The organism is Paraburkholderia sp. RL17-347-BIC-D, from assembly GCF_046027915.1.
Taxonomy (GTDB): Bacteria; Pseudomonadota; Gammaproteobacteria; order Burkholderiales; family Burkholderiaceae; genus Paraburkholderia.
This window is the reverse complement of the sequence record NZ_JARESS010000007.1, coordinates 159,977-181,917: the sequence shown is the minus strand read 5'-3', so window position 1 is coordinate 181,917 and position 21,941 is coordinate 159,977. Positions and strand designations below refer to the sequence as shown.

24 protein-coding genes are annotated in these 21,941 nt (G+C 61.9%); 6 read left to right on the top strand and 18 right to left on the bottom strand.

Annotation, left to right across the window (positions count from 1 at the left end; all coding sequences use genetic code 11):
- Positions 1-304: 304 nt before the first annotated feature.
- The 3 genes from P0D96_RS12525 to P0D96_RS12515 all read right to left on the bottom strand — a co-directional run bounded on the left by P0D96_RS12525 (position 305) and on the right by P0D96_RS12515 (position 1,444).
- A complete protein-coding gene (locus P0D96_RS12525; RefSeq protein WP_408313639.1) occupies positions 305-664 on the bottom strand; it encodes a hypothetical protein in 360 nt (119 codons plus the stop codon).
- A complete protein-coding gene (locus tag P0D96_RS12520; RefSeq protein ID WP_408177614.1) occupies positions 657-941 on the bottom strand; it encodes a hypothetical protein in 285 nt (94 codons plus the stop codon). The genes P0D96_RS12525 and P0D96_RS12520 overlap by 8 nt, the downstream gene beginning before the upstream one ends.
- A 110-nt stretch (positions 942-1,051) precedes the next feature.
- The gene (locus P0D96_RS12515; protein ID WP_408313637.1) at positions 1,052-1,444 is read right to left on the bottom strand and encodes a hypothetical protein; all 393 of its coding nucleotides are present in this window, start codon (positions 1,442-1,444) and stop codon (positions 1,052-1,054) included.
- Here P0D96_RS12515 and P0D96_RS12510 point away from each other — a divergent pair.
- The gene (locus tag P0D96_RS12510; RefSeq protein ID WP_408313635.1) at positions 1,431-3,017 is read left to right on the top strand and encodes a Na+/H+ antiporter; all 1,587 of its coding nucleotides are present in this window, start codon (positions 1,431-1,433) and stop codon (positions 3,015-3,017) included. The genes P0D96_RS12515 and P0D96_RS12510 overlap by 14 nt on opposite strands.
- 21 nt (positions 3,018-3,038) lie before the next feature.
- Here P0D96_RS12510 and P0D96_RS12505 read toward each other — a convergent pair whose 3' ends face one another.
- The 4 genes from P0D96_RS12505 to P0D96_RS12490 all read right to left on the bottom strand — a co-directional run bounded on the left by P0D96_RS12505 (position 3,039) and on the right by P0D96_RS12490 (position 7,621).
- The gene (locus P0D96_RS12505; protein ID WP_408313633.1) at positions 3,039-4,370 is read right to left on the bottom strand and encodes an MFS transporter; all 1,332 of its coding nucleotides are present in this window, start codon (positions 4,368-4,370) and stop codon (positions 3,039-3,041) included.
- Positions 4,371-4,430: 60 nt separating this feature from the next.
- Positions 4,431-5,384: a hydroxymethylglutaryl-CoA lyase gene (locus P0D96_RS12500; protein WP_408177611.1), complete on the bottom strand. Its 954-nt coding sequence runs from the start codon at positions 5,382-5,384 to the stop codon at positions 4,431-4,433.
- Positions 5,381-6,574, bottom strand: coding sequence for a CaiB/BaiF CoA transferase family protein (locus tag P0D96_RS12495; protein WP_132383442.1), 1,194 nt, complete (start codon positions 6,572-6,574; stop codon positions 5,381-5,383). The genes P0D96_RS12500 and P0D96_RS12495 overlap by 4 nt, the downstream gene beginning before the upstream one ends.
- A gap of 111 nt (positions 6,575-6,685) precedes the next feature.
- Complete coding sequence (locus tag P0D96_RS12490) at positions 6,686-7,621, bottom strand: LysR family transcriptional regulator (protein WP_408313631.1); 936 nt, start codon at positions 7,619-7,621, stop codon at positions 6,686-6,688.
- Positions 7,622-7,725: 104 nt separating this feature from the next.
- On the opposite strand from P0D96_RS12490, the gene P0D96_RS12485 reads away from it, so the two are divergent.
- On the top strand, positions 7,726-8,685 hold the full coding sequence (locus P0D96_RS12485) for a GlxA family transcriptional regulator (RefSeq protein WP_408284784.1): 960 nt from the start codon (positions 7,726-7,728) through the stop codon (positions 8,683-8,685).
- 98 nt (positions 8,686-8,783) lie between these two features.
- Positions 8,784-9,542 carry an SDR family oxidoreductase gene (locus P0D96_RS12480; protein WP_408313629.1) on the top strand — a complete coding sequence of 253 codons (759 nt, stop codon included), beginning with the start codon at positions 8,784-8,786 and terminating at the stop codon, positions 9,540-9,542.
- A gap of 67 nt (positions 9,543-9,609) precedes the next feature.
- Here P0D96_RS12480 and P0D96_RS12475 read toward each other — a convergent pair whose 3' ends face one another.
- The 6 genes from P0D96_RS12475 to P0D96_RS12450 form a co-directional block, all read right to left on the bottom strand.
- A complete protein-coding gene (locus tag P0D96_RS12475; protein ID WP_132383435.1) occupies positions 9,610-10,356 on the bottom strand; it encodes a winged helix-turn-helix domain-containing protein in 747 nt (248 codons plus the stop codon).
- An 872-nt stretch (positions 10,357-11,228) separates the two neighbouring features.
- On the bottom strand, positions 11,229-11,594 hold the full coding sequence (locus tag P0D96_RS12470) for a response regulator (protein WP_007178665.1): 366 nt from the start codon (positions 11,592-11,594) through the stop codon (positions 11,229-11,231).
- A gap of 20 nt (positions 11,595-11,614) precedes the next feature.
- Positions 11,615-12,586: a chemotaxis protein CheX gene (locus P0D96_RS12465; RefSeq protein WP_408313627.1), complete on the bottom strand. Its 972-nt coding sequence runs from the start codon at positions 12,584-12,586 to the stop codon at positions 11,615-11,617.
- Between the two features lie 37 nt (positions 12,587-12,623).
- A complete protein-coding gene (locus tag P0D96_RS12460) occupies positions 12,624-13,166 on the bottom strand; it encodes a hypothetical protein (protein WP_408313626.1) in 543 nt (180 codons plus the stop codon).
- Positions 13,163-13,897 carry a methyl-accepting chemotaxis protein gene (locus tag P0D96_RS12455; RefSeq protein ID WP_408284770.1) on the bottom strand — a complete coding sequence of 245 codons (735 nt, stop codon included), beginning with the start codon at positions 13,895-13,897 and terminating at the stop codon, positions 13,163-13,165. Before P0D96_RS12455 ends, P0D96_RS12460 begins: the two co-directional genes overlap by 4 nt.
- A 45-nt stretch (positions 13,898-13,942) precedes the next feature.
- Positions 13,943-16,333 carry a HAMP domain-containing protein gene (locus P0D96_RS12450; protein WP_408284767.1) on the bottom strand — a complete coding sequence of 797 codons (2,391 nt, stop codon included), beginning with the start codon at positions 16,331-16,333 and terminating at the stop codon, positions 13,943-13,945.
- A gap of 280 nt (positions 16,334-16,613) precedes the next feature.
- Between P0D96_RS12450 and P0D96_RS12445 the strand changes: the two genes are divergently transcribed.
- Complete coding sequence (locus tag P0D96_RS12445; protein WP_408285059.1) at positions 16,614-18,386, top strand: phospholipase D-like domain-containing protein; 1,773 nt, start codon at positions 16,614-16,616, stop codon at positions 18,384-18,386.
- 34 nt (positions 18,387-18,420) lie between these two features.
- On the opposite strand, the gene P0D96_RS12440 is transcribed toward P0D96_RS12445, so the two are convergent.
- The 4 genes from P0D96_RS12440 to P0D96_RS12425 form a co-directional block, all read right to left on the bottom strand.
- Entirely contained in the window at positions 18,421-19,116 is a 696-nt protein-coding gene (locus P0D96_RS12440) for a DNA alkylation repair protein (RefSeq protein WP_408313625.1), read from the bottom strand.
- Complete coding sequence (locus P0D96_RS12435) at positions 19,113-19,259, bottom strand: hypothetical protein (protein ID WP_408313623.1); 147 nt, start codon at positions 19,257-19,259, stop codon at positions 19,113-19,115. Before P0D96_RS12435 ends, P0D96_RS12440 begins: the two co-directional genes overlap by 4 nt.
- A gap of 63 nt (positions 19,260-19,322) precedes the next feature.
- Positions 19,323-19,475, bottom strand: a complete 153-nt coding sequence (locus P0D96_RS12430) for a hypothetical protein (RefSeq protein ID WP_408313621.1) — start codon at positions 19,473-19,475, stop codon at positions 19,323-19,325.
- Positions 19,476-20,068: 593 nt separating this feature from the next.
- Positions 20,069-20,320, bottom strand: coding sequence for a hypothetical protein (locus tag P0D96_RS12425; protein WP_132383423.1), 252 nt, complete (start codon positions 20,318-20,320; stop codon positions 20,069-20,071).
- Positions 20,321-20,662: 342 nt separating this feature from the next.
- Here P0D96_RS12425 and P0D96_RS12420 point away from each other — a divergent pair, with 342 nt between their 5' ends.
- Both P0D96_RS12420 and P0D96_RS12415 read left to right on the top strand, forming a co-directional pair.
- Positions 20,663-20,938, top strand: coding sequence for a hypothetical protein (locus tag P0D96_RS12420; RefSeq protein ID WP_408313619.1), 276 nt, complete (start codon positions 20,663-20,665; stop codon positions 20,936-20,938).
- Positions 20,939-20,981: 43 nt separating this feature from the next.
- Complete coding sequence (locus tag P0D96_RS12415; protein ID WP_408177599.1) at positions 20,982-21,338, top strand: superinfection immunity protein; 357 nt, start codon at positions 20,982-20,984, stop codon at positions 21,336-21,338.
- Positions 21,339-21,402: 64 nt separating this feature from the next.
- Here the strand turns inward: P0D96_RS12415 and P0D96_RS12410 are convergent, their stop codons facing one another.
- Complete coding sequence (locus P0D96_RS12410; protein WP_408313617.1) at positions 21,403-21,921, bottom strand: hypothetical protein; 519 nt, start codon at positions 21,919-21,921, stop codon at positions 21,403-21,405.
- Positions 21,922-21,941 lie beyond the last annotated feature (20 nt).

Below are 21,941 nucleotides of genomic sequence, written 5' to 3'. Positions count from 1 at the left end.
GGCACAAACATCGCTTTATCGGCGCTGACGAAATGCTTGGGAAACTACACGTGCCCCTGTCAGGATCCATCGGAACATGAATGAGAAAAGGAAACAGGTGGACCAAGGGAGATCGCTTGCGGAGATCAAGCGACAGGACCTCCCAAAAAAACGGGGTGCCGTGGTGGCCACCCCAAACGAAGCGCAACTAAGGACGCCCCTGTGTCGAGAGTTACGACACTGGGGAAGTGCCGCATTCGAATAGTAGTGCGATGTGTTGTCCCGATAAACTCATGCACTTCGCGTCTGCAAGTCACTTGTTGTGCTATCCCCTGCTTCCACCTCCCGTCTCGTACCACCGCACTCCCGGCGTGTCGCCCTCCACCTGGGCGAGCGCACGCCGTGCCTCGTCGCGGGCAATGCCCTTGCCGAGTTCGGCCCAGCGTTGCAGGCAATGGTGAATTTCCAGCACCTGCAATGCGGTTGCACGGTCCTCGCGCACGGCCGTGATGGCAGCACTGCGCGCCGTGTCATGCGGCGCGGTAGCCGAAATACGTGCGAGCACGTCCGCCTGCTCGCGTAGCGTCATCGTGTACATGGCTCTCTCCTTCAGACACCGGTCGGTGTCGTCCTTGCGGCGACCGTGCCTGCGCACGGCGCGACGGAATGGATGACAGTTATGCATCAGGATCTCCCTCGGTCACGCTGCCCGCTGCCAGCCATAGCAGGCGCTGGAGATTCTGCTCATGGTCGGCAAGTTCGGCCTCGTCCCAGGCGCCGTACTGCTTCAGTTCCTCACGTACAAGCGCCGGGTCGAGCGCCGTGAGCTGGCGACTGACCTCGTCAACTTCTGACAGTGCGCGCACTTCGTCATCGCAGCGCCCAGGATGGTACGCACCGCAAGCCTGCTCCAGCGACATGGACAGCACGATACGACCGCACCCCGAAGTCCACTGGTTCATGATTGCCTCCTGATCCTACCCTTCGAGCCCGGTGCGCAATGGATTGGCATGTGCGACCAGGACGAAGATTCAGTGAAAATGATGACCGACGGTTATCTCTACATCGTCCTTTATCTTTCGCACAGCGGAAAGGGTGTTCGATACAGGCTTAGGCCGCCGAAACTAGCGGCTACCGAGTAAGCTGCGTGGCTGCGGGCAGCTCCACCGAACGCGGCCAGCGTTTTCGCCTGCTGCTGCAGCTCCGGCGTCACGGGCACCTGACCTGACCGGTTGAACTGGCGCTGCTGGCGCAGCAGCACGATCAGGTTCACGAGCTGTCTGAGCTGCTGGGGGGACAGGCGTTTCGTCATCGCTTTCGGTAGGGGGCGTCCTGTCGCCCCAGGGCGATTCCCATCGCCATCAGTTTCTGCACGTTCATGAAAGTCTCCAAAGGCACCCCACCCGCGGTGTGATAAAAAGTAGTTCCCCAGCCATTTGCCGAGGCCGAACATGTCGTCCGTCATGGGCTTCAAAGTCGTCCTGCTGTCGCTCGTCGCGATCATCGGTCTCGAACTACTTGCCAAGCGGCTGCGTCTGCCGCCAGCCGCCGCGCTGCTGGTCGGCGGCGCCGCAATGGCCTTCGTGCCCGGACTGCCACGCTTCAATCTCGATCCCGAACTGGTCCTGATCGTGTTCCTGCCGCCGCTCCTCATGGACGGCGCGTACTTCTCCGTGTGGGACGAGTTCAAGGGCAATCTTGGCGGCATCCTGCTGCTCGCGATCGGCGCCGTTGCGTTCACCACGCTCACGGTCGGTCTGGTCGTGCATTGGGTCGTGCCCGCTCTGCCGTGGGGCGCGTGCTTCGCCCTGGGTGCGATCGTCTCGCCGCCCGACGCCGTCGCCGCGAAGGCGGTGCTCGAACGCGTCGCGCTGCCGCGCCGCCTGATGGTGCTGCTCGAAGGCGAGAGCCTCCTCAACGACGCTGCCGGCCTCGTGCTGTTCCGCTTCGCCGTCGCAGCCGCGCTAACCGGCACCTTCAGCGCGCAGCATGCGATCGGACGCTTCGCCGTGCTCGCACTGGGCGGCATAGCGGTGGGTGTGGCGATCGGTTTCGTGGTCGTCAAGCTTCTGCGTTATCTCGACGACGCATACCTCATCATCACCGCATCGACCCTGTCCGCGTGGGCCAGCTATATCGTCGGCGACACGCTGGATGTGTCGGGCGTGATCGCGACCGTGAGTTGCGGGATGGTGCTCGGCTGGCATCAGCACGAAGTCTTTTCGGCGGCGGTACGCATGCGCGGCACGGCCTTCTGGCAGGTCGTGATCTTCCTGATGGAAGCGCTGGTGTTCATTCTGATCGGACTGTCGCTGCGCGGCGTGATCGTGCGGCTAGGCGGCGTCGGCGACGTGTTGGCCGCGTTCGCCCCCGCCGTCGGCGCGGTGCTCGCGGTGGTCGTGCTGTCGCGATTCGTGTGGGTCTTCGCGGTGGAATGGTTGAAGGCGCTGGTGTGCAAATTGGCGCGCCGCACGGGCGGCACACCCGACTGGCGCTCGGCCACCGTCACGAGCTGGGCCGGCATGCGAGGCGTGGTCACGCTGGCTATCGCGCTCTCCTTGCCTGAGGAGATGCCCGGCCGCGATCTGATCCTGGTCGCCTCATTTGCCGTGATTCTGGTGACGGTGCTCGGTCAAGGCACGACGATCGGAGCGCTGATTCGCTGGATTAATCCGGACCACGCAGCAGAACGAAACGAACAGCATCTGACCGAGCCGCAGGCGTGGGCACGGCTCGAAGCCGCGCAGCTCGCCGCCATTCAGCCGCTCGTGCATGGGGCGGATGGCAGCGTGATTCATCCACGCTTGCTGGAACAGTACAGCTATCGTGCGCGCATTACCGAGGCCCATCAGGACGAAGCCACCTTTCCTGCGAAAGAACGCGCCGCGCACTACGACGTGGTGCTGGCCGCCGTTTCGGCGGCACGCGTCGAGCTATTGCAGCTGCATCGAACGGGCTTGCTTCACGATGAACTGCTGACCGTTCTCGAACACGATCTGGACCTGCAGGAAATCGCCGCGTTGCATGGCAGGGGCTGACCGATCGCGTCAGGTCAGCCTTTACCGCGCGGCTTCCTTGCGTCGCAATGAGTCAGGCAATCCGTACAACACGATCAGCGCGCACACCAGGCTCATCGCGCCGATCACGTACAAGGCCGGCGTCGTACTACCGGTCAGGTCTCGCACGCGCCCCACCATGATCGGGCTCACAATGCCGCCGAGCTGCCCGAGCGTATTGATCAAGGCGATCCCACCGGCGGCGCCGGCGCCCGTGACGAGCTTCGGCGGCAACGCCCAGAACGCCGGAATCGAAGCGACCACGCCCGCGCCCATCACAGCCAGCGCGACGACCAGCAACGCCGTCTGCTTGTCGAAGAACCCCGCTGCAAAGAAGCCGATCGCCGACATCACCAGCAAGCCGAACACGAACTTGCGCCGTTCGCCGCTCGCATCGGACAAGCGCCCGACCACTACCATGCAGATTGCGCCGGCAATATAAGGCACCGCCGTCAACAAACCGATCACCGTCGGGTTGTTCGTGCCCGCCACGTGGATCAGATGCGGCGCCCAGAAATTCAAGCCGTACGACGCCACCTGAATCAGGAAATACACCAGCCCAAGCGTGAGAAAGCCCGGCGTTCTGATGGCACCCCTCAACGAATGCCCGGTGTCCGGATGACGGCTCTGCTGCGCAATCTGCCCGGACAGAAAGGACTTTTCTGCCGGCGACAGCCAACCCGCGTCTTCGATACGATCCTTCAGCAGCTTCAGCACCAGATAGCCGAGCACGATGCACGGCAACCCGCCGAGCAGAAACAGCCAGTGCCAGCCAGGCATGCCCAGCACGCCGTTCATGTGTCCGATCACGAGCCCCGCGAGCGGCGCGCCGACCAGGCCGGAAAACGCGGACGCGAGAAACAGCATCGACGTGATACGCCCGCGATAGCTCGGCGGAAACCACAGCGTCAGGTAGTACAGCACGCCCGGCGCGAAGCCCGCTTCCATTGCGCCGATCACGAAACGCAACCCGTAGAACTGCCACTCGTTGTTGACGAACACCATTGCGGCCGTCGCCAGTCCCCACGAGATCATGATCCGCGCGATCCAGCGCCGCGCGCCGACCTTGTACAGAAACAGATTGCTCGGGACTTCGAACAGCACGTAACCGATCACGAACAGGCTCGCACCGAGACCGTATGCGGTATCGGACAAGCCGAGGTCGCTCTGCAACTGGAACTTCGCGAAGCTGATGTTGATGCGGTCAAAAAATGCAAACAGATAGCAGATCATGATCAGCGGCATCAACCGCCACGCCACTTTGCGGATGATGGCCGAAGCATCGTTCGCGCTGTGCTCGCGGTTGCCGGTTGCGACTGCGCCCAGGTCACTCATGTTCGTCTCCAATGCCGGATTCGGCGAAGCCGTCCGGTCGTTTAATCGATTAGGGGAGGGTTAGATTTGTAGAACGTATTCGGGTACGGGGTGCAGGTCGCAGTTACGACCCGCCTTTGCCAGTTGCCCCGGCACGTCGTGGCCGAGCAACGCGGGCAAGCTGCGCGACAGCGCGATCAGCTTTTCCAGATCGATCCCGGTGGGAATGCCCATTTCGTCGCACATGTTCACGAGGTCTTCTGTGCAGATGTTGCCGGACGCGCCCGGTGCGAACGGGCAGCCGCCGAGGCCGCCCAACGCGGCGTCGAAGCGGCGCGCGCCGGCTTCGTATGCCGCCAGCACATTCGCAAGACCCAGCCCGCGCGTGTTGTGAAAGTGCAGCGTGAGTGCGGCGGCCGGCAGTCGTTCGAGCACGCGCGTGACCAGTCGCGTCACCTGCCGCGGGTTCGCCATGCCGGTCGTGTCGGCGAGCGTGATGCCCTCGATCCCCATCTCGCGATACGTATCGACAATGCTGATCACGCGGTCTTCGTCGATCTTGCCTTCGAACGGACAGCCGAACGTGGTCGCCACCGACGCGTTCAACGGCACGCCCGAGCCCTTCACGTGCTGCACGATATCGCCGAACGCCACCAGCGACGACTCGCAGCTCATCCGCATGTTGGCGCGGTTGTGCGTCTGACTCGCGGACATCACCAGGTTCAGTTCATCCGCTCGCGAAGCCAGCGCGCGTTCGGCGCCCTTCAGATTCGGAATCAGCGCGACGTAAATCACGCCCGGTTGCCGCTCGATCTGCTGGAACACGGCCTCGCCGTCACGCAGCGCGGGAATCGCTTTCGGTGAAACGAACGAGCCGGCCTCGATGCGCGTGAAGCCCGCAGTGGATAGCGCGTTGATCAGCGCGATCTTGTCCGGCGTGTCGACCCAGGTGGGTTCGATCTGCAAGCCGTCGCGCGGCGCCACTTCCTGCACGATCAGTTTGTCGTAGTGCGGGGTGTTCAAAACGCGATTCATTGCACGGCTCCTTCGCGGCGGAGCCGCTCGATATCTTCGTTGGCGAATCCGAGTTCGCTGAGCACGCTGCCGGTATGCTCGCCGAGCGTCGGCCCCTGCCAGCGCACTTCGCCAGGCGTGTCCGAGAGCTTCGGCACGATGCCCGGCATCTTCACCGACGCGCCGCCCGGCAGTTGCGCCTGCAATAACATGTCGCGCGCCTGGTAGTGCGGATCGGCGACGATGTCGGCCACCGAATAGATGCGCCCAGACGGCACTTCAGCGCGTTCGAGCGCCGCCAGCACGTCGTCGGTGGAGTGGTGCGAGGTCCATTCGGTGATCGCCTGATCGAGCATTGCGCAGTGTTGAACGCGGCCGTCGTTACGCGCCAAGGCGGGATCGTCGGCGAGATCGGGACGGCCGATCACCTGCATCAGGCGTTTGAAAATCGGATCGCTGTTGCCGGCGATCACGACGAAGCCTTCGTCTTCGGTGCGATACGTGTTCGACGGCGCGATGCCCGGCAGCGCGCCGCCGCTGCGCTCACGCACGTGGCCGAGCAGATCGTATTCGGGCACGAGGCTTTCCATCAGGTTGAACACGCTCTCGACCAGCGAGACATCGACCACCTGGCCTTCGCCCTGCCCCGTCTTCACGCGCAGCAGCGACATCAACGCGCCGATCACGCCATGCAGCGACGCGAGCGAATCGCCGAGACTCACGCCGACGCGCGCCGGCGCGCCGTCCACATCACCGGTCGTGTAACGGATGCCGCCCATCGCTTCGCCGATCGCGCCGAAGCCCGGCCGATCGCGGTATGGGCCGCTCTGGCCGTAGCCAGAGATGCGGACCATCGTCAGTTTCGGATTGATTGCGTGCAGCACGTCCCAGCCGAGGCCGAGCTTTTCCAGCGCGCCGGGGCGAAGGTTTTCGATCACGACATCGGCGTCGGCCGCGAGCCGTTTGACGATCTCGACACCGTCCGCCGACTTCAGATTCACGCAGATGGACTTCTTGTTGCGCGACTGCAGATACCACCAGAGCGAGGTGCCCTCATGCAGCTTGCGCCATTTGCGAAGGGGATCGCCGGTCTCGGGCGCTTCGATCTTGATGACGTCGGCGCCGAACTCGGCCATGAGGCGCGCGGCAAACGGCGCGGCGATGAGGGTTCCGATCTCGATGACGCGGATACCCTGAAGGGGTCCACCCATAATGCTGTCTCCGAAGCTGGTTTCGTGTTGAGAGACAGCTTATGAGCGGCGCGGCCGCAGCGTCCAACCGCAATTCGCCAACGACCGTTCGCGAACGGCGAACGCTCTTCGTCAAGCGACGGCCGGCGGGGCTTCCGAGGCTTCGATGGAGCGCAGATGGTCGAACAGCAGGCGGCTCACCGGCGACAACGCGTCGACGTCGCGCACCACCAGTACGAGGCTGCGTTCCGACCAGTCGTCTTCGAGCGGTGCGCCGACCAGACCCAGCGGACGGCCCATGAGTTGATACACCTTCAGCGGCAACACGCCGACGCCCATGCCGGCCTGCACCATCCGGCAGACCGCGTCAAAGCCGGGCACGTGGATGCGCAGTCGCAGCGGCTTGCCCGCGTGACGCGCGGCGAGATGCGTGCGGGCATTGATGGAACTCGCGGCGTGCAGGCCAACGTGATCGCCGTCCAGCGTTTCGACGAAGGCGACGCTTTCGCGCGCCGCCAACGGATGATCGTCGCGCATCACGAGGACCAGTGAATCGCGCCGGTAGTGTTCGACGTGCAGGTCGCGCGTGTCGGCGTCGCCGGAACAGATGCCGACGTCGACGAGGCTGTCGTCGACGGCTTCGACCACGCCGCCGCTCGGCCGCTCTTCCAGATCGAGCTTGACGCGCTCATGCTGCAACTGGAACGCGCGCAAATCTTCCGGCAGGAATTCGACGATCGCCGACAGGTTCGCCATCATGCGTACATAGCCGCGCACGCCGCTCGCATGACCGGCCAGTTCGATGCCGATATTCTCGATGTCGCGCATCACGCGGCGCGCGTGATGCAGCAGCGTTTCGCCTGCCGGCGTGAGCGTCATGCCGCGTGCGTTGCGCTGGAACAGCGTGGCGCCGACCGCCTGTTCGAGTTCGAGCAGACGCTTGCTCGCGGCGGAGACGGCGATCGCCTCACGCTCGGCGGCACGCGTGAGGGTGCCTTCTTCGTAAACCGCGAGGAAGAGTTGCAGCGTGGTGAGGTCGAGCCTTCGGAGAAGGTTTTTGATTACCATGGCGAGACGCCGCGTTGTTGTGCGATCCGCCTATTCTGACGCCAGATGCAGAAAATAGGTGCCGTGCCTCGCGGATCCCGTCCCTCGTCAAAGGAAGTCTTCCGATGCCCACCGTCGCGATCGCGATCTTTCCCGGCGTGCAGGCGCTCGACGTCGCCGGTCCCGTCGACGTGTTTTCCGAAGCCAACCGCTTCATCGCGCCCGCGGATGCCTACGAGGTGAGGTTGCTCAGCGCCCAAGCCGCACCGCTGCGAGCATCCAACGGCATGATGCTGGTCGCCGACGCTACCTTCGACAAGGCACGCGGTCCGTTCGATCTTGCGTTGGTCGCGGGCGGCCCCGAGCTGCCGGACACCACGCCTGATGCGCCCCTGCTGGACTGGCTGGCGAACGTCGCTCCCCAGTGCGGCCGCTACGGTTCGATCTGCACCGGCGCGTTCGCGCTCGGTCACGCGGGCCTGCTCGACGACCGCAACGTCACGACGCATTGGCAGCACGCAGCGCAACTGGCGGCACAATTTCCAAAGGCGCGCGTCGACTTCGACCGCATCTATCTGCGCGATGGGCAACTCGTCACATCGGCCGGCGTGACTGCGGGCATCGATCTTTCGCTCGCTTTAGTCGCCGAGGATCACGGTCCGCACACGGCGCTTGCCGTCGCCAAACGTCTGGTGGTGTTCGCGCAGCGGCAAGGCGGCCAGTCGCAATTCAGCCCCTACCTGACCGCGCCCGCCGACGACACCTCGCCAGTCGCCAAAGTCCAGGCGCACGTCATGGAACGGATTCGCGAGAGCTTCACGGTGAAGCAACTGGCGGACGTCGCGGGCATGAGCGCACGCAACTTCGCGCGCGTGTTCGTGCAGGAGACCGGCGTGACGCCGCATGAATTCGTCGAGCGCGCCCGCGTGGATGCGGCGCGCAAGCTGCTCGAAAGCAGCGGCGCGGCGCTCAAGGCGATTGCGTACGACTGCGGCTTCGGCACGGCGGACCGCATGCGCATTGTCTTCGCCAAGCGAATCGGCGCGACGCCGATGCAGTATCGCGAGCGTTTTCGCTCGGCTTGAAGTGAAGCGCACGCGCTCGCAGTGAGGGCCGCCGCACGCGGAAAAATGTCGCGTGAGAAAATAGCGGCCTTTCCAAGCCAACGATCCCAAGGACCGACATGACCACTTCTTCCCCGATCCGTGCGATCGTCACCGGCCACACGCGCGGTCTGGGCGAGGCGCTCGCCGAACAACTTCTGGCTCGCGGGATCGCGGTGCTGGGCTTGTCCCGCTCGCGTCATGCCGCGCTCAAAGCGCGCTTCCCGACGCTGCTCGAAGAAATCGAACTGGAACTGGCCGACACCGCACGCGTCGCGCAATGGATCGCGAGCGATGCGCTGCGTGGCTTCGTCAGCGGCGCGCAAACGGTTCTGTTGATCAACAACGCGGGGATGGTGCAGCCCATCGGCCCGATTGAAGGACAAGACGCGACATCCATCGCGACCGCCGTGAGCCTCAACGTCGCCACGCCGTTGATGCTGGCCAGCGCGCTCGCCGCGGCCGCCGTCGACGCAACCGATCGGCGCATCGTGCACATTTCCAGCGGCGCGGCGCGCAATGCGTATCCCGGCTGGAGCATCTACTGCGCGACGAAGGCCGCGCTCGATCATCACGCGGGCGCCGTCACACTCGACGCGAATCGTGCGTTGCGTATCTGCAGTCTGGCGCCGGGTGTGATCGATACGAATATGCAGGCGGAGATTCGTGGCAGCGGCGTCGAACAGTTCCCCATGCGCGAAAGATTCGAAGACCTCAAGCGCAACGGCCAACTGTCGACGCCCGAACAATGCGCCACCCAGTTGCTCGATTACGCATTGAGCGATGCATTCGGCCAAACGCCGGTCGCGGACATTCGCGAGATCGCGAAGCCGGCTTAATGCGTTGATAACGGGGCGCATCGAGCGCTCCCGAAAACCCTCACCTTTCGCCTGACTCCCCGCCGATTTACACGCCGGGCGCGACCATCACATCGCGCTCGGCCGCACCGAGTTCGCCGTGCGGCACGAACACATAGCCGCGTCCCCACACCGTTTGCACATAGCGCGGCTCCGAGGGATCGATTTCGATCAGCCGACGCAGCCGCCAGATCGACACGTCCAGGCTGCGCCCTTGATGCAACACGCTATTGCCGCGCAGTTTCTCGTTGAGTTGCACGCGCGTGAGCACGGTCATCGCGTGATTGACGAAGATCTTGAGCAACGCGAACTCCGAACTGCGCAACGCGAAGTGCTCGTTGTCGCGGCGCAATTCGCGCGCGGAGAAGTTCAGCTCACAGCGGCCGAAGCGATACGGCGGCCGCGTCTCCGGCGCGCCGGGCGCGAGCGAGCCGCGTCGTCGCAGCAACACGCGAATGCGCGCGAGCAGTTCAGCCGGGTCGGCGGGCTTGCTCATGAAGTCGTCGGCGCCGAGTTCGAGACCGATCACGCGATCAATCGCTTTGCTGCTTGCCGATAGCAGAATCACGGGCACGTCGTTGCCGCTCATGCGCAAGTCACGCAACACAGCGAGGCCGTCGCCGTGCGGCGCCGAGATGTCGAGCACCAGCAACGAAGGCCGCTCCATCTCGACCACATGCTTGAGCCCGGCAGCAGGCGGACGTGCTGACACGCCGCAGCCCTGACCGCGCAATGATTCGCCCACCACGGCAGTCAAGCCGGCGTCGGCACCCACGAAAAGAATATGCTGACTCATCCAACTGATTCCAGGAGACGATCGTTTTTCAGAGACAGGCATCTGGCATGCGGATATAGCCGATCCGCGCACCCTGTCGTCCGCGTCGCCATCTTCCCCGCATGCGGCTGTTCTCAAAACGCGGAACAGCCCCCTAGGTTGCCAATTTCTTCCCAACTCTTTCAACGCGAAACGTGATATGAGTCCGCGCGCGTGGCACACCGTACGATTTGCGGGTGGGCTCCCGAAAAACCTCACCTTTGACACGGAGCGCTTGGGGTTCGGGGCAAGGCAGGCGTCGAATTGCTCCCGAAAACCCTCACCTTTCGAGCTTGGGGGCAGGCCGCAAAGGCATGCTGGGCGTGGTTCGACTACTCCAGAACAGGCCACTCCCGCAAACTCTCACCTTTAAAGCCGATGGAGTAATTTGCATACCCAGGTAAGCAGCCGTGTACGTGCAGGGCTTCGCACGTGATGGAGACGCGCGATTCGCGCGGGGGATGGGTGCTGTGATCGATATATGCTGGCCAGCGACACCATCGTGCTGAAAACAAAGCACCGTGGTGAGTGCCGATAGAATTTGCCGCTCACCGTTTTCGATCCGAGGCGCGATGGAGCTTTATGAGCAGAAAAAGCGGCATGGTCAGCGCATGTCGCAATAAACCAGGCTTTGTGGCGAGCCTTGTGCGAATACCCGGATGGTCCCGAATAGTCTCACCTTTGATCAAGCGGAGGCATCCGGAAGCATCGCCTCGATCACTACGCCAGCCGGTTTATTAGCGTTTTTCCCGTATTTCGACAGTCGCAGTGACTGCGAAACAGACTCAAACACCGGCCCGCGCGAAGCTCCCGAAAAACCTCACCTTTGCGCTCGCTTGCAGCGAAACAAGCGCTTAGCTCGCCAGTTTGCGGAACGTTTCCAGCACCGCGTCGCCCTTGAACGGCTTGACGATCCAGCCTTTCACGCCGGCCGCCTTGCCGCGCTCCTTCATTGCCGGGCTGCTCTCGGTTGTGAGCATGATGACGTTGACGGTCTTGTTGGCGAGCTCGCCGCGAATCTTCTCGACCATCGTCAGACCGTCCATATTCGGCATGTTGACGTCGCTGATCACCAGCTTGATACCAGGACTGGCCTTCAGCTTGGCGAGGCCGTCCTTGCCGTCCACAGCTGTGTCGACGTCCAGACCGTTCTTCTTCAGAAAGCCGGCCACTTCGTCGCGCACCGTGCTCGAGTCATCCACCACCAGAATTTTCGACATGTTTTTTCCTATGACAACACTCAGAACAGATCCAGTTCGCCTGCCTCGACCATTGCGCCGACGTCGTCCGTGACTTCCTTGAAGTCTTCCGGCGACCAGCTCAGGCTGAACACAAAACGTTGATGCAACTTGACCGCACGGCTCGACTGCGGATCCTTCAGCCAGTACGTGAAGCACAGTTGCGGATTGCCGCTGCCGAACGAGATGTACTTGTGCTTGTGATTCACCAGCAGCGGCACCTGCACCTGGCTGCGCGCCCAGGCGTCCGCATCGCCGACATAGCGGTTTTTGAAGGAACCCCAGATCAGATTCGTCACTTCGCCGAGCACGCTGTTCAGGTCGCGGAAATCCGCTTCGCCATGCCGCGCGTTGTCGATCATCTGATAACGATCGAGCAGTTCGAGGATCGGCGTCTCTTCGGCCTGCATCATCATGTAGCCGCGGCACCAGGCGCTTTCCAGCGGAATCAGGCTGAACACCTCGCCGAAGATGATGCGGTCGCGCACGATATACGGCGTGTCGCACGTGATGGTCAGGTCCTTGAACACGTCGCCGAGAATGGCCTGCGTCATGTCGGCGATGCCGCGCACTAGTGCGTTCGGATAATCCAGGCTGAAGATGTAGTCGTCGATCACCTGGCGCAGCGGCGCCATATCGTGCGCGACGTACGCGGCGCAGACCACGCGCCGCAGGCTCTCCGGCAAGCCGTCCATGCCTGGGTCGTTATCCCGGCGCGTGATGATCGGCAACTCGGGGCGCACCGCGTTGATCCTGATCGCGATCTCGGCGCTCGCTTCCGGCGAGCCGCCGTAACTCTCGGCGAACAGCACCGCGCCCAGATCGATATTCGAGCGCAGCACCGACTGCAAGCGGTTCTTGCCGACTTTCACGCCGACCAGATTGTTCTCGTCGCAAAAGCGCTTCAGCGCCTCTTTGTGCGCCGGGCAGTCGTCCAGCACCAGCACTTTGCTGACCGGCTTGTTCATGTTCATGTCGCGTTCCTGCTCACAGCGGCTATCCATTTCACGGTCAGAACAACTCCAGCTCGCCGCTGGTTTCTTCGACAACGCTCGTATCGGCGACGAAGTCGAGCGGCGCATGCGCGCACACGCACACCGTCGCGGCAAGCCGCACGTTGCCGTCGAGCGTGATCGCATACGACGACAACAGAGCCGGCTTCAATTCATGCAGATGCGGCAGGCAACGCGCGTTCAGCACATAAGGCGTCGACATGCCGAGGTCGGGGAAGTAGCGCAGCAATTCCTGATTCATCGCCCCGCAACACAGGTTGCAGATTTCCAGAAAGACTTCCTGGAAGGGCCGCTCGTCCGCCGTGTCTTTCAGGTAGTAGCCGCGTGTGGTGTCGTCTTCGTCGAAATGAAGAATTAGCAGCAGTCTGAATACGATCGACGAAATGGTCAGCACGACCACTTGTGTATCTTTGGATACGCCGACGCTGGCGTCCGCTATCGGCGCGATCTCGCACAGCTCGCCTGAATCCAGCGGCAAACGCGCCTGCGCGGCCTTGCGGAAAATGCGGTCGAAGCTGTCCTTGGCGTGGGCCGAGATCACACCGCCACCTCGTGCAGCTTCGAATGAAACTGATGGGCCAGCGACTCGACGCTCGCGAGCGATGCCGCGATCATCTTGCCGCCCGCCTGAATGTCCTGAAACGTGGACGTCGTGGTCAGGTCGTTGCGGTGCAAACTGTCGCGATAGCTCTTCGACAATTCCTCGGAACGCGCGGCGAGCGCGCGCACTTCGCTCGCCACCACCGCGAAGCCGCGTCCGGCAGGCCCCGCGCGTGCAGCTTCGATCGACGCGTTCAGCGACACGATCACCACGTGCCGCACAATCGACGACAGCTCCTGATTCTTCGCGTGCATGTCGTGGTTTTGCGTCATCAGCGAAATCATCTGTTCGTGCCAGCGCTCGAACGTCGCACCGAGACTCTTCAGACGCTCGGCTTCGCCGGCAATCTGCCGTGCCTGATGCGCCAGTTGATCTTTGTCCTCGGCGGCCGCTTTCAATGAGGCGCGCAGTTCGTCGGCGCTTGCCGATTGCTGCATCAAGTCCTCGCGCAACTGCGTGGTCAAAGCGAGGAGTTCCTGCTCGGCCTGCTCTCGCGCGCGAATGGCTGCGCCATGATCGGCCCGCTCAGCCTCGAGCCTGGAGATGCTGGCTTGCGCTTCAGCGCGAAGCCGTGCCGTCAGCTTCGCGCTGTGCAGCTTGTGCGCGGCAAATGCCAGCAGCGCGGTCACCGCGCTGCCTGCAGCCATCGCCAATACATACTGTTGAATCACAACCGTTCCCTTCGAATTCCGTCGCGACGTACGCCGATGCGGCGCTCAATCCGCCATCGCGTCGAGTTGCAGTGCGCCGGCTTCGCCACGCGCTTCCAAGCCGAGCGTATCGACGGCGAGGCTGTCCGGTAGACAGACGATCGTCTGGAACTGACGGAACGCCGCGCCCTTGTGATCGTCGGTGAAGCGCAGTTCGATGCTGCCGTTCGCGCGCTTGAGGAAGTCGCGCACGGCGTCCATACCGACACCGCGGCCCGACAACTCCGTGACCGTTTCCGCGGTCGAGAAGCCTGGCCGGAAAATGAAATCGGCGATGGCTTCGTCGCTCAGCGTGTCGTCGCGGCCGATCCAGCCGCGCTCCATCGCGATGCCGCGAATGCGTTCGAGCGCGAGGCCGCGGCCGTCGTCGCTGAGCGTGATCTGCAGCGCGCCATTGTCCACGCCGACTTCGACAGCGATCGTGCCGGCTGGCGCTTTGCCGTGGGCGCTGCGCGCCTCGGCGGTTTCAATGCCGTGGTCCATCGAATTGCGCAACAGATGCATGAATACGTTGTTCAGCGTGCCGCCGACCTGACCACGCAGACGGTAGCCGTTGTCGTCGATACGCACGGTCGGCGCGGGCTTGCCCAATTCGCTCGCGAGCGACGGCAGCGAGTCCAGCACGCCGGAGAGCGCGTCGCGCACACTTTCGCTGCCCAGCGCGCTCAGCGTGCGGCGCAGCGCATCACGCATCGACTGAAGCTCATGCAGTTCGCCGGCGTTGGTCTGGTCCAGCATGCTCAGCGTGTGCTGGATATGTTCCTTCGCAACCATCACGTAGTGGCCGGAGTTGCCGGCGTCATTCGTCTGGTTCTTGTTCTTGCGGCCAAGGCTCTGTTCGTTGATCTTCGCGTAGCTGTCGATAGCTTCGCGCACGCGCGTCAGTTCGCGCATCAAATGCTCCTGATCCCACGAACGATCCGCGTCCGGTTGGCGCAGCTCGTGATAGCTCTGCTCGGTTTCGTGCACGACGTTGGTCAGATGCTGCAGGTTGTAGGTCCGCGCATTGCCCTTGATGGTGTGCATGTTGCGGAACAGTTCGGCAATCGCCGCGTGATCCGCCTCCGAATGCTTGCGGATGATCCGCTCGTTCTCGCTGATGAAGCCCGCCGAGCTTTCGATGAAGTGGTGGAACTTCTCCTCGCTGACCGCGAGAATTTCACCGATCATGTCGAGGCGGCGGCGTTGTTCGCTGGCTTCCGCCGCGAGCTTGCGCAATTCGGTCACGTCACGCACGCAGAGCATCAGGCGCACAATCACGTCGTTTTCATCGGTAATCGCCGACCAGCTCAAGTCGAGAATCTTCACGCGGCCGTCAGGCATGCGTTTGGAAATCTCGCCGACCAGCAGATGCTGATTGAACACGAAGTTGATGCAGTCTTCGCCAAGACACGCATGCGCGGCTGCATCTACTTGCGAGAGCGCGTCCGAACCGAGATCGGTATCCGCGAACACCAGATCCATCAAACCGCGCCCGGCGATATCCTTCGTTTCGAAGATGTCTTCCAGATACGCCGAATACTCCGTGTGAATCACCGCGCCGTCGATCACGGTCAGAATGCCTTGCTGCATGTTCTGCAACATCGCCTGAATGTCGGCGGTTTTCTGCTTGAGTTGCGCCGAGCTTTCCTGAATTTTCTCGATCATGCCGTTGAAGGCGACGATCGAATGGCCGATCTCATCCAGGCGGCCCACCGGCACACGCCGCGTAAAGTCCTGGTTCGAGGCGATCTCGCTCATCATCGCTTGCATGCGGCTGAGCGGGCGCGTGATCTGACGGTAGAGCAGCGAGCCGATGGAGGTCAGCAGAATGATCGCGATGCCCGTGACAACGGCGATTGCCGTGGTCGTGGTCGAGAGCGTGGTGTTCAGCGTGCTGATCGCCTCGTCTTTCTCGCGATTCTTCTCGACGCGCAAGGTCTCGACGATCCCTTCGAGTTCGTCGCGATACTGCGCGACATTAGCGAACAGATACGCCTGCGCGAGTTCGTTCTTACCGTCGGCCTTCATTTTGGCCGTCTCGGCGATCGCGGAGAAATAGTTTTCGAGGCTGTCGTTGGCCTGCGAGACGAGACCCTTCTGGGCGTGGCTCGCGGCATCTTTCGCTTGCAAGGCGAGCGCCTGTTGCAGCGAGGCCCGCTTCTTCGTCAGGTCGTCCTGCGCCTGGGCAACCATGTTGGCGTCGGGCGCGTAGACCAGCGTCATGGTGGCGAGCTGCACATCCTTGACTTGCGACACGAGGTCGGCGGAAGCGAGCGCGCTGGGCACGACGCCTTCCGTGACCTTGCGCACCTCGGCGGCGCTGCCGCGCGTCTGGTAGACGGCGTAGCCGCCGATCGCCGATAAGGCGACGAACATCAAAACAACCAATAGCGTGATGCGATGACGAATAGTCATGTGAACCCCCCGGGGTCTGGCCTTCGCGTCAGCCCTCGTTGGGAGCAGCGCGTTTTATGCGAAATTTGGTCTGACTTGCAGCGCTGCGGAGTATTGCGCACGCATGTTACTAAGCGATGACCGCAGACTTTTAGAGCGCATTCAACGCGTTAAATATATTGCTAAAGTTTCCGAATAAAACGCCGTTAATCAATACCTTTTTTTGATTTCGCGTCTTGTCACCATTTCAACAAACTGCGCATCCAGACTGAAGCTCCATTCGACATCATGGAACCAAATGATGAATGTAAGCGTGCGCAGCTATCTGTCCCCGACACTCGTCCTACTCGCTTTCGATTGGCCCGAAGGCGGCAAGCGCGAAGACTTCCTCGGTTTCGCCATCAAACGGACGCCGGGTTTTCTCGCCGCCGATGGACATGAACGCGAAGCCAGCAGTTGGCTCCCCAACCGGTTGACGTTCAAAGGCGTGGTGCCGGATACGCAGAAAGACGCGCCGACGAATGAGGCGCCCATTCAGAAATTCATGTGGTGGGATGCGCGAATCGATGAGGCGGATCGGGAAAAGTCGTTCACCTATCTCGTCTATCCGGTGATCGGCACGCCGGAAGCGCCGCAATTGCTCGACGCGCAAAAAGGCGAATGCAAGCTGACTTTGCCCGCGCATATGGAGGCGAACATCGGCTCGTGGTTCAACCGCGCCGTGGTCAGTTCGCAGGCGTTCGCGCGTAAAGTCAAGGCGCTGCATCTCGCGCCGAACGCAGCGCCTTCGGCGGAACAGGCATTGCGCCTGCGCACCTGGCTAGCAAACGACTTGCAGGAAGTGTTCGCGCTGACGCTCGATCACGCGCATCGCGCGGCATCGGCGGTGTACCACCTGACCGATCCGCTCTGGGCGATTCCTGCCTTCGAGGCTTTCGGCAAGAAGCAGGGCAAAGCATCGCTTGCCATTGTTTACGACTCGCACAAGGTGTCGCAGAAGGGCAAGCCACCGGCACCGTCGCCGAATCAACCCGCTGTCGACGAGCTCGCCGATGTCGCCACGTTCGCGCCGCGCGACAAGACGCACATCATGCACGACAAGTTCATCGTGGTGGACAACGGCAATGGCGAGGCGTCACCGGCGCGCGTACTGACGGGCTCGGCCAACTTCACCACCGAAGGCATCACCGAGCAGGCGAACGTGCTCCATCTGTTCGATTCGCCGGAACTGGCCACGCTGTACAGCGAACGCGCCAAGGCGCTCGCCGGCAATCCGAGCATTGCGGCGACGGCGAAGCTCACGCCGGGTTGGTCCGAGTCGATTCAGATCGGCAGCGCGAAAGTGCGGGTCTGTTTTTCGCCGGAAGCGAAGGACTCGCGTTTGCAGATCGACACGATCGTCGAAGCGATCAACAAGGCGAAGCACTCCGTGGTGTTCTGCCTCTTCATGCCGACCGACGCGCCACTGCGCGATGCCTGTTTCGCGGCTGGCGACAAAGGCCGGATGATGTTCGGCCTCGTCAACCACATCAGCCCGAAGTCGGCGGAGGCAGCAGAGGAGGCGGAGAAAAACGGGCAGATCGTCTCGACGACCGCGCTCGCCAACATGGAGCTATATCACCGCGGCCGGGACAAGCACGACGTGATCGACGCGGAGTATTTTTCACCGGCAACCGTGCCGGCAGGCTTCGAACCCGAGTTGCGCCTTTTTCCAGGCGAACACGCGCCGAGCTACGCGCCGGTCATCATTCACCACAAGTTCCTGGTGATCGACGCAGAGGGCGCCAATCCGATTGTCTACACGGGCTCGGCGAATATGAGCAACAACTCGGAACATTTCAACGACGAGAACCTGCTGGAGATTCGCGACCGCCGCATCGCCGGCACGTATCTCGCGGAATTTCTGCGGCTCTACGAGCACTATCGGGCGCGTGCGTTGGCAATACGGCAAAAAAACGACGGCACGCATGAGCGTTTGATACTGGCGCCGAATGGCTCGTGGGCGAAGAAGTATTTCGTTGCGGACAGTCCGGAAGACAAAGCGCGTGTTGCGCTCGCGCACGGCGGTGATTAGACCGCACGCGGGCGAACGTTAAGCGATCGAAGCGTCAGCGAATCGGCGGAAGATGCTTCGACGCCTCGCGCAAGGTGAGCGGCGAGATAAGGTCTCGCGAGGCCGATAGAAAACCGCTCACCACGTCGGGCGCGTGCCGCGCGTAGTCGCGCAACGCCCAGCCGATCGCCTTACGGATAAAGAAGTCATTTTCCGCGGCGAGCGCCCGCGCGTAGCCGAAGAGGCGATCTTCGTCGGTATGCCCGCGCCAGCCGAGTTGATGAATCATCGCGATACGTCGCACCCACAGCGATTCGTGCTGAAGCGCGGCATCCATTACCGCCTGCGCCTGCGGCGTCCCGATTCGCGCCGCTTTCAGCACGTCGCCGACCACGGCCGCGAGCGGATCGATCGAATCCCACCACGAAGCATGCTGCGCGATGGCCAGCAAATGCGCGATGTCGGTGGTTGCAAGCGTCTTCCAGTTGCGCGCCAGCAGATCTGTCGCGACGTACTGGTATTCGCGCGCCGGCATCGTCCATAAGCGATTGGCGCACGCCAGCAAGTGATCGGCGTTCTCCACCGGCAGCCGCTTGAAAACCGGCGTTACCGCTTGCCGCCGCAGCGGCGTCGGCACACCGATGAAGTCGAACTGGTGACGCATATAGGCGCGCATGGCGAGCGCGCGGTCTGTGTCGGCGTGCGGGGCGAGCGCCGCCTTGATTTCCTTGGCGAAGGCGTTGGGTGTCATTGAGGTAAGCGCTCGACGTGAACTTCGCCGCGTCGGTAATCGGTGAAGTACGATTCGATGCCGGCCTCACCGAGCGCGCGCACCGGGCACTGCGCGCGGTCTTCGTCAACGCGACGGCTTGCTTCGTCGAGCTTGGCGCGCATGGTGATCTCCAGCAGGGTTGGACGTTTATTCGATGGAAGCATCGAAAATACGTTGAGCGAATGCTAGTTTCCCTGGAAATCGATGTCAAATTCATGCGGAAACGCGCTCGATAAGAACTCGGACTTCTGCTCCCGGATTCCCTCACCTTTGAGCGTGGCCAGATCGACATGAGTCACGCGCAGCGCGCTCTGCTTCTCGCAACGCAGGCCGAACATGACGGCGCACTAGCTGCGTCGCATGTCTCCGCGATACTCGGCGTGTCGTATCTGAAGGCGAGCGAAGTGATCGCGTCGGGCTGTCGCGCGCGATGTGAGAACACCTCGGCAGCGTTGCGCGGGCAAGCTGGCGCGTTCACGCTTTGTTTGTATATGGAAGAGGATGTAAGCAGATGGGCAGCATCGGCGCTGCGCCGATACGCTTCAAGGTGAGGTATTTGAGCGCTCGATGCTTCACCGTCGGCGCTACGAATAGAACTCCCTGGAAATCCTCACCTTATCTCAGGTGCGGATTCAGCGCGGCGTTGACTCACCTCCTGGAATCGCTCACCTTTGCCGGGTGATCTCCTGGAACGGCTCACCTTGCCGTCTCTTGTTTGTGGTTAAGGTGCTGTTCCGGCTCCTGGGACGGCTCACCTCTCGGCAAGTTTGAGCTGTCTGTCTCCTGGAAAGCTTCACCGTTGACCGTGATGCGCGTCATCTCCTGGAATTCCTCACCTTTGATCGTGGCGGCGTCATCTCCTGGAATTCCTCACCATTTATCGGTGCGGCGCTATCTCCTGGAATTCCTCACCATCCTGGAACGGCTCACCTCAACGAGCCACCCTATCGGCAAGCCAGACGACTGCTTTGATTGCCGCGCCGAGCGCTTCCTCCTTCGAAGGAAACACAGCGCCCGAATAGTATTGGACCGGCGTCCAGGCTCCGCCGTCTTCGACATCGCGACGAAATTCTTCGAATCCGTATGTGCCGTCCGAACGTAGGAACAGGTCCACGCATCGGTTGTGCTCATCGTTTTCGATGCTGTCGAACACCAGCGAAGACTTGTCGATACGTGATGACATTTCGGATCTCCACTCGCAGGTCGGGCCTGCACTGCGCGGTTGTCACAACTTGTCCGTCAACGATGCTAGCACCGCGGGCGAATCCATGTTTTCGCCCTTTGGTTCGACCTGAACGCAAATTTTTGGTCATCCGCAGGCTGTTCGTAATCGGCCTTTCTCAGCACGGTGATGCCCGGAAACCCGCCATGGGCCGCACTCCGCTTCATTGTTTGGTTTGCAGCAACTGTGATTTCACGCTATTGGCATAGAAAAAAGATAGGCGCCGTCTAAAGTACAACTTGTCAACGGCGCGGGTCTCACTCGACTCGCGGTGCTTCTAAAAAATCGCATTGGAGATTCATCATGAAAAGCAAACTTCTTGCAGCCTTGCTCGTCGCAGCTACTACCGCTTTCGCTGCTCCCGTATTTGCCAGCGGATATGGTCCGGCACCTTCGTATCGCCCGTCGGTTGGTGCCCCGGCGTCGCAGCGCGGCCAGAGCGCACAAACGGTCGCAGTCGAACGCAACAATGCGGTCGGTTCGGTCAATGATTCGTACGGTGGCGTAGTTGGGTCGTCTTCGGAATCCGGCAGCCGTCAACCTGACCAGTCTCTTGGTCGCTTGTACTCAGGTCACTAATCTGAAGGTCGTGTGCGTACCGAGGCTGTAGCGAGGTGTCGAAATGTTGAAGATTATCGAAGGTGCGGTGGTTCTGGGTGCCCTGATGCTGTATCTGGCGCCCGCAATGATTGCGGACGCCAGAGAACGCAAAGACGCCTTTGCGGTGACCATGGTGAACGTCTTGCTCGGATGGACGGTGATCGGTTGGTTTGCAGCGCTGATCTGGGCGCGGCATCCTGTGAGCGATCGCCGTCTGAAGCACTTCGCGAAGCGAGCACACCGCGCAGTCGCACGAGTCACCATTGATGCAATCGTCGCTCGAGCTGAATGTCGTGGTAGCTCGATCCCGGCGTTCAACCCTCGTTTGGTGCCGATAGTTGCACGTATTGCTGCAAGCAGTAATCGACCGAAAATGTAATTCGGGCTGCTGGTTGCCCGGTGCCTTCGGATGATTGCAAGCTATCTGAATATCGATAGTTTGCTTAGAACTTCACCTTCAATTGAAACCCAACGGTGAACGGAAGATTATCGGAAGGGATCGGCGGAATCACGATGAAGTTCGCGCCCACACGCTTGTATTCGACCATGACGATCGGCGCGACCACCGGCCCGATCGTATGGTCGCGGCCCAAGCCCCAGTTGCCGTAGTTATAGCCCGAGATGATGCCGCCGATCGCCGCGATCCGCACGATGCCCCAGTGCGCGAACTCCGGCGCCCACACCCCGCCGCCATAGTAGGAAGGCCGGCGCAGCGAGTTGCGAAAGCCACCGGCAGTCAACGCCCATTGGTTATTGAGCCAGCATTCGACGCCGAGACCCGGATTGAACTGCTCGAAATGCGTGTTTGGATCAGGGTTGATGTGATACGAACCCAGCATGGCGTCGACCCATACGCCGCCCTCGCACCAATTGCCCGCATGGGCGGCCGTCGCAGCGGCGAGGCTGGCAACGAGCGCCACTGCGGTACGTCGGATATTCTTGTTGATCTGCCGAAAATGCATGTCCTCTCCGCCACCGGTCG

Excerpts from the sequence above, each read along its gene's own strand:
- P0D96_RS12525 (WP_408313639.1), bottom strand. The coding sequence starts at position 664 with ATGCATAACTGTCATCCATTCCGTCGCGCCGTGCGCAGGCACGGTCGC.
- P0D96_RS12520 (WP_408177614.1), bottom strand. The coding sequence starts at position 941 with ATGAACCAGTGGACTTCGGGGTGCGGTCGTATCGTGCTGTCCATGTCG.
- P0D96_RS12510 (WP_408313635.1), top strand. The coding sequence starts at position 1,431 with ATGTCGTCCGTCATGGGCTTCAAAGTCGTCCTGCTGTCGCTCGTCGCG.
- P0D96_RS12515 (WP_408313637.1), bottom strand. The coding sequence starts at position 1,444 with ATGACGGACGACATGTTCGGCCTCGGCAAATGGCTGGGGAACTACTTT.
- P0D96_RS12505 (WP_408313633.1), bottom strand. The coding sequence starts at position 4,370 with ATGAGTGACCTGGGCGCAGTCGCAACCGGCAACCGCGAGCACAGCGCG.
- P0D96_RS12500 (WP_408177611.1), bottom strand. The coding sequence starts at position 5,384 with ATGAATCGCGTTTTGAACACCCCGCACTACGACAAACTGATCGTGCAG.
- P0D96_RS12495 (WP_132383442.1), bottom strand. The coding sequence starts at position 6,574 with ATGGGTGGACCCCTTCAGGGTATCCGCGTCATCGAGATCGGAACCCTC.
- P0D96_RS12490 (WP_408313631.1), bottom strand. The coding sequence starts at position 7,621 with ATGGTAATCAAAAACCTTCTCCGAAGGCTCGACCTCACCACGCTGCAA.
- P0D96_RS12485 (WP_408284784.1), top strand. The coding sequence starts at position 7,726 with ATGCCCACCGTCGCGATCGCGATCTTTCCCGGCGTGCAGGCGCTCGAC.
- P0D96_RS12480 (WP_408313629.1), top strand. The coding sequence starts at position 8,784 with ATGACCACTTCTTCCCCGATCCGTGCGATCGTCACCGGCCACACGCGC.
- P0D96_RS12475 (WP_132383435.1), bottom strand. The coding sequence starts at position 10,356 with ATGAGTCAGCATATTCTTTTCGTGGGTGCCGACGCCGGCTTGACTGCC.
- P0D96_RS12470 (WP_007178665.1), bottom strand. The coding sequence starts at position 11,594 with ATGTCGAAAATTCTGGTGGTGGATGACTCGAGCACGGTGCGCGACGAA.
- P0D96_RS12465 (WP_408313627.1), bottom strand. The coding sequence starts at position 12,586 with ATGAACATGAACAAGCCGGTCAGCAAAGTGCTGGTGCTGGACGACTGC.
- P0D96_RS12450 (WP_408284767.1), bottom strand. The coding sequence starts at position 16,333 with ATGACTATTCGTCATCGCATCACGCTATTGGTTGTTTTGATGTTCGTC.
- P0D96_RS12445 (WP_408285059.1), top strand. The coding sequence starts at position 16,614 with ATGAATGTAAGCGTGCGCAGCTATCTGTCCCCGACACTCGTCCTACTC.
- P0D96_RS12440 (WP_408313625.1), bottom strand. The coding sequence starts at position 19,116 with ATGACACCCAACGCCTTCGCCAAGGAAATCAAGGCGGCGCTCGCCCCG.
- P0D96_RS12435 (WP_408313623.1), bottom strand. The coding sequence starts at position 19,259 with ATGCGCGCCAAGCTCGACGAAGCAAGCCGTCGCGTTGACGAAGACCGC.
- P0D96_RS12430 (WP_408313621.1), bottom strand. The coding sequence starts at position 19,475 with ATGTTCGGCCTGCGTTGCGAGAAGCAGAGCGCGCTGCGCGTGACTCAT.
- P0D96_RS12425 (WP_132383423.1), bottom strand. The coding sequence starts at position 20,320 with ATGTCATCACGTATCGACAAGTCTTCGCTGGTGTTCGACAGCATCGAA.
- P0D96_RS12420 (WP_408313619.1), top strand. The coding sequence starts at position 20,663 with ATGAAAAGCAAACTTCTTGCAGCCTTGCTCGTCGCAGCTACTACCGCT.
- P0D96_RS12415 (WP_408177599.1), top strand. The coding sequence starts at position 20,982 with ATGTTGAAGATTATCGAAGGTGCGGTGGTTCTGGGTGCCCTGATGCTG.
- P0D96_RS12410 (WP_408313617.1), bottom strand. The coding sequence starts at position 21,921 with ATGCATTTTCGGCAGATCAACAAGAATATCCGACGTACCGCAGTGGCG.